The sequence below is a fragment of the Streptomyces sp. NPDC033177 genome (assembly GCF_055577715.1).
The window spans coordinates 1-11,169 of sequence record NZ_JBVIPS010000009.1 but is presented as its reverse complement, the minus strand read 5'-3'; the positions used below and the strand labels follow the sequence as shown (position 1 = coordinate 11,169).

Annotated in this window: 5 protein-coding genes, 1 tRNA gene and 1 rRNA gene; 2 read left to right on the top strand and 5 right to left on the bottom strand. The window is 68.2% G+C overall.

The annotated features are described in order from the left end of the window. Positions 1-109: 109 nt before the first annotated feature. Both ACZ5U5_RS28695 and ACZ5U5_RS28690 read right to left on the bottom strand, forming a co-directional pair. Positions 110-793, bottom strand: coding sequence for a response regulator (locus tag ACZ5U5_RS28695; protein WP_160507566.1), 684 nt, complete (start codon positions 791-793; stop codon positions 110-112). Positions 794-1,037: 244 nt separating this feature from the next. Further along, positions 1,038-6,554 carry a HAMP domain-containing protein gene (locus ACZ5U5_RS28690; protein WP_469027151.1) on the bottom strand — a complete coding sequence of 1,839 codons (5,517 nt, stop codon included), beginning with the start codon at positions 6,552-6,554 and terminating at the stop codon, positions 1,038-1,040. A gap of 273 nt (positions 6,555-6,827) precedes the next feature. Between ACZ5U5_RS28690 and ACZ5U5_RS28685 the strand changes: the two genes are divergently transcribed. Continuing rightward, on the top strand, positions 6,828-9,491 hold the full coding sequence (locus tag ACZ5U5_RS28685; protein WP_469027149.1) for a SpoIIE family protein phosphatase: 2,664 nt from the start codon (positions 6,828-6,830) through the stop codon (positions 9,489-9,491). 88 nt (positions 9,492-9,579) lie between these two features. Here ACZ5U5_RS28685 and ACZ5U5_RS28680 read toward each other — a convergent pair. Then, a tRNA-Thr gene (locus ACZ5U5_RS28680) sits at positions 9,580-9,652 on the bottom strand. A gap of 58 nt (positions 9,653-9,710) precedes the next feature. Here ACZ5U5_RS28680 and ACZ5U5_RS28675 point away from each other — a divergent pair. Beyond that, the gene (locus tag ACZ5U5_RS28675; RefSeq protein ID WP_469027147.1) at positions 9,711-10,292 is read left to right on the top strand and encodes an alpha/beta hydrolase family protein; all 582 of its coding nucleotides are present in this window, start codon (positions 9,711-9,713) and stop codon (positions 10,290-10,292) included. A gap of 12 nt (positions 10,293-10,304) precedes the next feature. On the opposite strand, the gene ACZ5U5_RS28670 is transcribed toward ACZ5U5_RS28675, so the two are convergent. Both ACZ5U5_RS28670 and rrf read right to left on the bottom strand, forming a co-directional pair. Further along, positions 10,305-10,967, bottom strand: a complete 663-nt coding sequence (locus ACZ5U5_RS28670) for a DegT/DnrJ/EryC1/StrS family aminotransferase (protein WP_469027144.1) — start codon at positions 10,965-10,967, stop codon at positions 10,305-10,307. Positions 10,968-11,082: 115 nt separating this feature from the next. Beyond that, positions 11,083-11,169: ribosomal RNA gene (gene rrf / locus ACZ5U5_RS28665) — 5S ribosomal RNA — on the bottom strand; the annotation flags it as partial.

The following is an 11,169-nucleotide window of genomic DNA, read 5'->3' as shown; positions in this document are numbered from 1 at the left end:
GAGGTTACCGGTGGAGGCCACTGCGGACACGTGTGCCTACTGCTTCACCCGTTTGTGTCGCCCTTGCGGAGGCGGTGAACTGACGGATGTTCACCGCCGCCGCGTCGGATCAACTCTGCGAGGACACCGAAGGCGCACCGCTTCCGGTGCCTGGCTCCAAGGCGTCAAGAGCCCGCCGGAGGCCGGTGAGTTTGCGTTCGAGATGGGCCGCGGTGGCGACCGCGGCGGCATCCGCCGAGTCGTCGTCCAGTTGCTTCGAGAGCGCCTCGGCCTGTTCCTCGACGGCCGCCAGGCGTGCGGAAAGCTCGGCGAGCAGCCCCGCGGGCTCCTTCGCGTCACCCGCCGCGGACTTGCCGCCGCCCTCCAGCTGGAGCCGCAGCAGCGCTGCCTGCTCCCGCAGTTGGCAGTTCTTCATGTACAGCTCGACGAACACCGAGACCTTCGCGCGCAGCACCCACGGATCGAAAGGCTTGGAGATGTAGTCCACCGCACCGGCCGCGTACCCGCGGAACGTGTGGTGCGGGCCGTGGTTGATGGCGGTGAGGAAGATGATCGGGATGTCCCGGGTCCGTTCTCGCCGCTTGATGTGCGCGGCGGTTTCGAAACCGTCCATGCCTGGCATCTGGACGTCCAGCAGAATGACCGCGAAGTCGTCCGTGAGTAGTGCTTTGAGCGCTTCCTCCCCGGACGATGCCCGTACCAGGGTCTGATCGAGCGCAGAGAGGATGGCCTCCAGCGCCAGCAGATTCTCCGGCCGGTCATCGACCAGGAGGATCTTGGCCTTCTGCACCATGGCCCGCCCTCCTCGCCCCGGCGGTACACCGGGCGCCGCCCCAGGGGACGACTCCCTTACGCCGTCCGTCCTTGTGCCGGTCATGGTAGCCGCACCCCGCCTGTCGCCACACCCTGTCACCGCGATGTCACTGTGCACGTAGCAGAAACGCAGTGGGAGACCAGAAGGTTCCCCGAATACCGCGCTTCTACACGGGCTCAAACACACTCTGTCAGCAACTCCGCGTAATGAAGCCTCTTCTCGGTCACTCCCCGCGCATCCACTGCTCCATCACCGAGAGCAGATGATCCGGGTCGACCGGCTTCGTAACGTAATCGGACGCCCCGGAGTCGATGGCCTTCTCCCGGTCGCCCTTCATGGCCTTCGCGGTCAGCGCGATGATCGGCAGCCCGGCGAACTGCGGCATCCTGCGGATCGCCGTCGTCGTCGCGTACCCGTCCATCTCCGGCATCATGATGTCCATCAGGACGACCGTCACGTCGTCGTGCTGTTCCAGGACTTCGATGCCCTCGCGGCCGTTCTCCGCGTACAGCACCGAGAGCCCGTGCTGCTCCAGGACGCTGGTGAGCGCGAACACGTTACGGATGTCGTCGTCGACGATGAGCACCTTCTCGCCGCCGAACTGGTGGCCCGGCCGCGCCTCGGCCGCCTCCTGCTGCCCCGGGGTCGGCCACTGCTCCTGCGAGCGCTGCTCCTGAGGCTCGGCGACACCCTGCCCCGGCAGCACCGGCGGCTGCTCCGAAGAGGCGTGTGCGGCACGGCGCCGGCGCCTGAAGAGCGTGCCGGAATCCGGCGTCGCGTCCAGCCGCGGCGGCGTGACATCCTCGCTCTGCGCGGGCTGCTCGGCCGTGGACGCGCCCTCCTCCAGGGCGGGCCTCGCGACCGTGCCCGGCAGCGGTGACAGCTGCGAGTAACCCTGGGGCGGCAGTTCGCTCGGGTGCAGCGGCAAATAGAGCGTGAACGTCGAACCGCGGCCCGGTTCGCTCGCCGCGTGGATCTCGCCGCCCAGGAGACGTGCGATCTCCCGGCTGATGGAGAGCCCGAGCCCCGTGCCGCCGTACTTCCTGCTCGTCGTTCCGTCGGCCTGCTTGAACGCCTCGAAGATCACCCGCATCTTGCTGCCCGCGATACCGATGCCGGTGTCGCTGACCGAGAACGCGATCAGATCCGCGTCCGCGTCCCGCAGCGAACCCGCCTCCAGGAGCTGTTCACGGATGGCGTTGGGCACATCGGCGTTCGCGTGCCGGATCACCAGCTCGACCGCTCCGGAGTCGGTGAACTTCACCGCGTTGGACAGGAGGTTGCGCAGCACCTGGAGGAGTCGCTGCTCGTCCGTGTGGAGCGTGGCGGGCAGCTCCGGAGACACCCGTACGGAGAAGTCGAGCCCCTTCTCGGCGGTCAGCGGCCGGAAAGTGGCCTCTACGTAGTCCACGAGTTGCACCAGGGCGATGCGTGTCGGGGAGACGTCCATCTTGCCCGCCTCGACCTTCGACAGGTCGAGGATGTCGTTGATGAGCTGCAGCAGGTCCGAGCCCGCGCCGTGGATCGTCTCGGCGAACTCCACCTGCTTGGGGGTGAGGTTGGCGTCGGCGTTGTCGGCGAGCAACTTGGCCAGGATCAGCAGGGAGTTGAGCGGCGTACGCAGCTCGTGCGACATGTTCGCCAGGAACTCGGACTTGTACCGCATGGAGACCGCGAGCTGTTCGGCGCGCTCCTCGAGGACCTGCCTGGCCTCTTCGATCTCGGTGTTCTTGACCTCGATGTCGCGGTTCTGCTGGGCGAGCAGCTCGGCCTTCTCCTCCAGTTCGGCGTTGGAGTCCTGCAGCGCCTTCTGCCGGTTCTCCAACTCCGCCGAGCGCTCGCGCAGTTGCTCGGTGAGCTCCTGCGACTGCTTGAGCAGCACTTCGGTCTTGGTGTTGACGCTGATGGTGTTGACGCTCGTCGCGATCATCTCGGCGATCTGGCTGAGGAAGTCCTTCTGGATCTGCGTGAACGGCTGGAAAGCGGCCAGCTCGATCACGCCGAGGACGGTCCCCTCGAAGAGCACCGGAAGGACGATCACCTGCGCGGGCGGCGCCTCACCGAGTCCGGACGCGATCCGCAGATAGCCGGACGGCGCGTTCTCCACGAGGATCGTGCGCCGCTCCTGCGCCGCCGTACCGATCAGCGTCTCGCCGGGCCGGAAGGACGTCGGCATGGAGCCCATGGAGTAGCCGTAACTGCCCATCATGCGCAGCTCGTACGCGTCACCCTGCTCGGCGCCCGGCTCCGGGGCGTCCTCCGTGGGCAGCGCCAGGAAGAACGCGCCGTGCTGCGCGGAGACCACCGGCGTCAGCTCGCTCATGATCAGCGAGGCGACGTCCGCGAGGTCCCGGCGGCCCTGCATCAGACCGGAGATGCGGGCGAGGTTGCCCTTGAGCCAGTCCTGCTCCTTGTTGGCGAGGGTCGTGTCGCGGAGGTTGGCGATCATCGAGTTGATGTTGTCCTGGAGGACCTGGATCTCGCCCGCGGCATCCACGTCGATCTTCAGGTTCAGGTCGCCGCGCGTCACCGCGGTGGCGACCTCGGCGATGGCACGCACCTGACGCGTCAGGTTTCCGGCCATCTCGTTCACGGACTCGGTGAGGTCACGCCAAGTGCCGTCGACGTCCCGCACCCGCGCCTGACCGCCCAACTGCCCTTCCGTACCCACCTCGCGGGCCACGCGCGTGACCTGCTCGGCGAAGGACGACAGCTGGTCGACCATCGTGTTGATGGTGGTCTTGAGTTCGAGGATCTCGCCCCGGGCGTCGATGTCGATCTTCTTCGTCAGGTCGCCCTTGGCGATCGCGGTGGTGACCATCGCGATGTTGCGGACCTGGCCGGTGAGGTTGGAGGCCATGCCGTTCACGGACTCCGTCAGGTCCTTCCACGTGCCCGAGACTCCGGGCACCCGGGCCTGACCGCCGAGGATGCCGTCCGTGCCCACCTCGCGGGCCACCCGGGTCACCTCGTCCGCGAACGAACTCAGCGTCTTCACCATGGTGTTGACGGTGTCGGCGAGCTGCGCGACCTCGCCGCGCGCCTCGACGGTGACCTTCTTGGTCAGGTCTCCGTTGGCGACCGCCGCCGCGACCTGGGAGATGTTGCGCACCTGACCGGTCAGGTTGTTCGCCATCAGGTTGACGTTGTCGCTGAGGTCCTTCCAGGTGCCTGTGACGCCCGGAACCCGCGCCTGACCACCCAGATTGCCCTCGGTGCCCACCTCACGGGCCACGCGGTTGACCTGCTCGGCGAAGTTGGAGAGCTGGTCGACCATCGTGTTCACGGTGGTGACGAGCTCGAGGATCTCGCCCTTCGCGTCGACGGTGATCTTCTTGGAGAGGTCGCCCATGGCGACGGCCGTCGTGACCTCGGCGATGTTGCGGACCTGAAGGGTCAGGTTGTTCGCCATGCCGTTCACGGACTGCGTGAGGTCCTTCCAGGTGCCGGAGACCCCCTGCACCTCGGCCTGACCGCCCAGGATGCCGTCGGTGCCCACCTCACGGGCCACCCGCGTCACCTGCTCGGCGAAGGCCGAGAGCTGGTCCACCATCGTGTTGAGGGTGTTCTTCAGCTCCAAGATCTCGCCGCGCGCGTCCACGTCGATCTTCTGGGAGAGGTCACCGCGGGCCACCGCGGTCGCCACCTGCGCGATGTTGCGCACCTGGGCGGTGAGGTTGCCGGCCATGCCGTTCACGGAGTCGGTCAGATCGCGCCACACACCGGCCACGCCGGGCACCTGCGCCTGCCCGCCGAGGCGGCCCTCCGTGCCCACCTCTCGGGCCACCCGGGTCACCTGGTCGGCGAAGGCGGAGAGCTGGTCGACCATCGTGTTGATGGTGTTCTTCAGCTCCAGGATCTCGCCGCGCGCGTCCACGTCGATCTTCTGGGAGAGGTCGCCGCGGGCCACCGCAGTGGTGACCTGGGCGATCTGACGTACCTGCGACGTCAGGTTCCCCGCCATGAAGTTGACGGAGTCGGTGAGTTCCTTCCAGGTGCCGCTGACACCGTCCACGCGGGCCTGGCCGCCGAGGCGGCCCTCCGTACCCACGTCGCGCGCCATCCGCGTGACCTGATCGGCGAAGGACGACAGCTGGTCCACCATCGTGTTGACGGTGTTCTTCAGTTGAAGCATCTCGCCGGAGACGTCGACGGTGACCTTCTGCGACAGGTCGCCGTTGGCGACCGCCGTCGTGACCTGCGCGATGTTGCGCACCTGGCCCGTGAGGTTGCGGAAAGCGGTGTTGACCGAGTCCGTCAGGTCCTTCCACGTGCCGGCCGCGCCCTGCACCTGCGCCTGGCCACCGAGCTCACCTTCTACGCCGATCTCGCGCGCCACACGCGTCACTTCGGCACCGAAGGCGGAGAGCTGGTCCACCATCGTGTTCACGGTGTTCTTCAGCTCGAGCATCTCGCCCGCGACGTCGACCGTGACCTTCTGCGAGAGATCACCGTTGGCGACCGCCGTCGTCACCGTCGCGATGTCCCGCACCTGGGTGGTGAGGTTCCGGAAGACCGTGTTCACCGAGTCGGTGAGGTCCTTCCACGTCCCCGCCGCGCCCGGCACATTCGCCTGACCGCCGAGCTGCCCCTCCGCGCCGACCTCGTTCGCCACGCGGGTGACCTCGTCCGCGAACGTACGCAGCGTCTCGGTCATCTGGTTGATCGTCTCGGCGAGTTGCGCGACCTCGCCGCGTGCGCTGACCGTCACCTTCTGGGACAGATCGCCGTTCGCGACGGCCGTCGTGACCTGGGCGATCCCCCGCACCTGGGCGGTGAGATTGCCGGCCATAAGATTCACCGAATCGGTGAGGTCCTTCCACACGCCCGCCACACCCGGCACCTGCGCCTGGCCGCCGAGCTCGCCTTCCGTGCCGACCTCGCGCGCGACGCGGGTCACCTCGGAGGAGAAGGACGAGAGCTGGTCCACCATCGTGTTGACGGTGTTCTTCAGCTCCAGCATCTCGCCGGCGACGTGGACCGTCACCTTCCGGGACAAGTCACCCTTGGCGACCGCCGTCGTGACGAGAGCAATGTCACGCACCTGCGCGGTGAGCCGGTACGCCATGGTGTTCACCGAATCCGTGAGATCCTTCCACGAACCGGACATTCCGCGCACCCGCGCCTGACCGCCCAGCTTGCCCTCGGTGCCCACCTCGCTGGCCACCCGCGTGACCTCGTCGGTGAACGTCGAGAGCTGGTCGACGAGGTTGTTGACCGTCCGGCCGACCTTCAGGAACTCTCCGCGCAGCGGATGGCCGTTCCCCTCGTCCACCTGGGCCCGCAGCTCCATCCGCTGCTCCAGGTCGCCCTCGGCGACCGCGGAGAGCACCCGCCCGACCTCGGAGACGGGGCGTACGAGGTCATCGACCAGCGCGTTCGACGCGTCGATCGCCGCCGCCCACGAGCCCTCGCTCGCGCCGGTCTCCAGGCGCTCCGTGAGCTTCCCCTCACGTCCGACCATCCGCCGGACCCGGGAGATCTCTCCGGTCAGGTGCAGATTGCGGTCGGCCACCTCGTTGAAGACGGCGGCGATCTCGGACATGACGTCGTCACCGGACACCGTGAGCCGCTTGCGGAAGTTTCCGTCCCGCATCGCCACCAGCGCCGCGAGCAACCTGTTCAGGGCCGCTGCGTCCACCGACGTGGTCGCCCCGTGGCGCGGTTTGCGCTGTTTGCTCTGGGACTGTCCGTCTTTCGCACGCGTTTTAGTGCCCCGCGTCGCTGCGCCAGACTCCACTGTGTCCCTCCCGCAAGGGTCGACCGTACTGCTCGGGTTACCTGGGCTCTCTCCAAGAAGCTTGCCCAGTGTTTCACCATGGCTGAACCAGGCCATAACAGTTCGGCAGCTTCGCACACCGTCCGCACACCCTCCGGGCGGAAACACTGACGACCGGCATCAGCATGGACGGCGAAGGTAAGTAACCTGGCATCCGGCTGTCCAACCACCCCGGTCCTGCCCGGCCTGGGCGGTGGCACACGTACAAGCGGGCATCGGAGGGGCGGCCGCACCATGGTGGGAGACTTGGGCGTCGATACTCGTACGAGGAGTTCTGTGATCACCGCGCGCGCGGCTGCGACTTTCGACCCCGTCGGGCGTTCCGTCGCGACGGCCCGCTCCTTTGTCCGCGACACCCTCCAGGGCTGGGGGTTCACGGACATCGTCGACGACGCCGTCGTCCTCACCAGTGAACTCGTCACCAATGCCGTGGTGCACGCCGGGACCGCCGCCGACGTCCTCTGCCTGCGCAGCGAGGACGCCGTACGCATCGAGGTCTCCGACCACTATCCGGAACGCGAGATCCCGCTCCAGCAGGCCGCCGTGAACATGGGCAACCCTGACCGCGAGGGCGGCCGCGGCCTCCAGCTGTGCGCGGCGCTCGCCACCCGCTGGGGCGTCGACTACACCCCCACCCAGAAACTGGTCTGGTTCCAACTCGACCTCCCCGACCGCTCGGTGGGCACCCGAGCCGCGGGACCCGCCCTCCCCGCCGAACTGCTCCCGCTCACCGACGGCAGGGTCCGCGTGGCCGTCGTGCAGATCGACCGCATCGGCGCGATCTCCGCCTGGAACGAAGACGCCGAAGAGCTCTTCGGGTACGTCGCCGAGCAGGTCATCGGCAAACCGCTCACCGACTTCGCCGCCTGGCCGCACACCCCGGGCACCAGCACCGGCATCGTGGAAGCGCTCCAACTCTCCCGCTGGGAGGGCAGTTACGGCATCCGCGGCTCCGACGGCCGCGTGACCCCCGTCTACGCCTCACATCTGCGCGTGCGCGACACCGACGGCGAACCCTCCACGGTCTGCCTGCTCGTCCGCGACGACGAGCGTGCCGTCCTGCAGACCCCGCTGCGCGGCCCCGCCCCCGAGCCCGGGGCGCTCACCGAGTCGCACACCGCCGACCCCTTCGAGGTCTTCATCGGCTCCCCCGCGCCGGACGACCTCGACGGTCTGCTCCAGCGCACGGTCGAGCGCGCCCGCGACATGCTCGACGGCGACGCCGCCTTCCTGCTCCTCGCCACGGACGACGAGACGGAGCTGGAGGTACGCGCCTCCACAGGCCTCCCCTCGGCCCGCCAGCGCTTCGCCCGCGTCCCCGTGGAGGCAGGACCCGGTCGCTACGGCTCCGCCCGCATGCCGGCCGTCCACGAGGACCTCACGGTCGTCCCCGGCGCCGTACCGCTCCTCAGCGGCACGGGCATGCGCTCGGTCGTCACGGTCCCGCTGAAGGTCGAGGGGCGTCTCACCGGCTCCCTGGGCGTCGCCGCCGAGGCCCCCGACCGGTACTCCAACGAAGAGGCCCTGCGCCTCCAGTTCGCCGCCGACCGCATCGCCCTCGCCGTCGAGTCGGCGCGCCTCGGCGAGCTGGAGCGCCTGCGCCGCGGCTCGCTCTCCTTCCTCGTCGAGGCATCGGACCTCCTCGCGGGCACCCTGGACCGTGACCAGACCCTGGCGCTCATGGCCCAGATGACGGTCCCGACCCTCGCCACCTGGTGCGCGGTCTACACGATCGCCGACCAGTCGTCCGAGCCCTATCTCTCGTACGTCCTCCATGAGGACGAGGAGCGCATCGACGGCCTGAAGGCACTCCTCTCCAAGATCGCCCCTCCCGACCCCGTGCCGACCCCGGGAGCCCGCGTCTGGGCCGCCCCCTCGGAGGCCGCCCACCAGGCCGCCCTGCGCACCTCCATGCGCAGCCTCGGCCTCGGCGAGCCCCTGAGCCTGGGCTCGGGCATCGGCACAACGCTCTCCACGGCATCGGCGGTGGGCGGCGAGACGGTCGTCCTGCCCCTGGTCGCCCGAAACCGCGTCATCGGCATGCTCACGCTGGGCAAGCCCTCCGACGAACACTTCCGCCAAGAGATCCTGGAACTGGCCGAAGATCTGTCCCGCCGAGCGGCCCTCGCCCTGGACAACGCCCGCCTGTACTCGGAGCGCATGGCGATCAGCCAGTCCCTCCAGCGCAGCCTGCTGCCGCCGGGACTCCCGCAGATCCCGGGCGTCGAGGTCGACGTCATCTACCGCGCGGCCGGCGAGGGGAACGAAGTCGGCGGCGACTTCTACGACCTCTTCCCCATCCGCGACGGCGCGTACGGTTTCGCGATCGGCGACGTCTGCGGCACGGGCCCGGAGGCAGCCGCGGTCACCGGCCTGGCCCGCCACGCCCTGCGCCTCCTCGCCCGCGAGGGCTTCGGCGGCCCCGCCGTCCTGGAACGCCTGAACGCCGCGATCCTCGACGAAGGCGCCCGCAGCCGCTTCCTCACCCTCCTCTACGGGGAGTTGTGGCCGCAGGAGGACGGCTCGGCCGTCCTGAAGATCGTCTGCGCCGGCCACCCGCTCCCGCTCCGCCTGCGCCAGGACGGCACTGTCGAGCCGTACGCGGAGCCGCAACCGCTCCTCGGCGTCATGGACGACCTGGAGCTCTACGAACAGACGATGACGCTCGATCCGGGCGACGTCCTGCTCTGTGTGACGGACGGGGTCACCGAGCGCCGCGAAGGCACCCGCATGCTCGGCGACGACGGCCTCGCGGACGTTCTCACCACGTGCACGGGCCTCACCGCGGGCGCGGTCGCGGCCCGCATCATGCGCGCGGTCGAGCGGTTCGCGACGGACGCCCCGTCGGACGACATGGCGATCCTGGCGATGCGCGTCCCCGACATCCAGAAGGACTGACGATCTGGCACCGGGGGGCCTTGGGCCCCCCGGGATACAAAAAAAGTCCCCGCCCAACTGGGCGGGGACTTTCCCGTCTTGCTCGCTGAGCCCCCATGCGGAATCGAACCGCAGACCTTCTCCTTACCATGGAGACGCTCTACCGACTGAGCTATAGGGGCCTGTTGCGCTTCGCGGTTTCCCGCTTGGCAACGGAATAGATCATACCTGAAATCGAAGGTGCCTCGAACCGGCCGTTCCTCTGGACCGCCCGCACCGCCACTGCCACTCTGCGCCCATGCCGACCCGACGTGGAACATCCATAAGGTCACGCTCACCTGGAAGGGCAAGAAGCGCGTCTACACGGTGCACGCCCCACCCGGCTACACCCGTTCGGAAAAGCTCCCGCTGGTCATCGCCATGCACCCGTATCCGGCCGACGGCGCGGCCGCGGCCACGATCAGCGGCGGCTACCTCGGCCCCGACTCGGCAGACGACTCGTACATGCCGAAAACCCCTGCCTCCGTGATCACCTTCATCGGCGGCCTCGACGAGCACTACGCAGGGATGGACGAAGGCATCACGGCCTGGCAGAAACGCCTGTCGTGCAAGACGGGCCAACCCGAGAAACTAAAGAAGAAGATCAAAAAAACAACAACCAAGTGCCGCGACGGCTCAGACGTGGTCGTCTACCGGCTGCCCGACATGGGCCACTCCTGGCCGGGTGGCGCGGGCGGCAGCATGTCCGACCCCACCGCGGGAATCAACGCGACAGACCTGATGTGGGAGTTCTTCAAGTCCCACACCACAGAGGCGCCTTAGCGCACGCGGCTCTCAGAATGCCGGCTGGAGAAGCCCGCCGAGCGCGTTGCAGGCGGACACCACACGCTGCAGCTCGCGCCGCGACATCGACGCATCGACCGGCAGCGTCAGGGTGTCGTCCGCGGCACGCTCGGTCTCGGGCAGATAGACGTCCCGCCAGAACTTGGGCGTGCGGTGAACGGGTGTCTTCACGGGCACCCGGCAGTCAATTCCCTTGGCCCGCACGGCACGCGCGAACGCGTCCCGGTCCGGCCGCCCATTGCCTGGCACCCGCACGACGTACTGCTGATAGCTGTGCCCCTCCACGCCGTCCGGGGTGATCACACCGCCGAGCCGCCCGCTGAGGTAGGCCGCGTGGGCCCGCCGCTGCGCACGCTCGTCGTACGGTGCGTCCGACTCTCCCTGCTCCAGTACGAGAATGCCGTGCCGCGTCCCGACGTCCCGGAGCCGCCTTACGTCAGCCGGGTGCCCGAAGCGGTGCACGACGGCCACAGCGGCCGTACGGGAGGTCACGGCGGCGGCCACCGCATCAGGATCGAGGCAGTACGACGCCCGATCTATGTCCGCGAATACGGGCACGGCCCCTGCCAGGACCACGGCCTCGGCGATCTCGACGTTTCCGTACGCCGGCACGATGACCTCGTCACCTGCACCGACACCTGCGGCTCGCAACATGCCAACTGTCCCCATGACTATGGATGTTGGCTGCGGAACGTGAACGGCAAGTGACACAAAACAAAAAAGAGCTGGTCCCTGAACCGAAGTTCAGGGACCAGCTCTTCTAATAATAGTTCGGCGGCGTCCTACTCTCCCACAGGGTCCCCCCTGCAGTACCATCGGCGCTGTGAGGCTTAGCTTCCGGGTTCGGAATGTAACC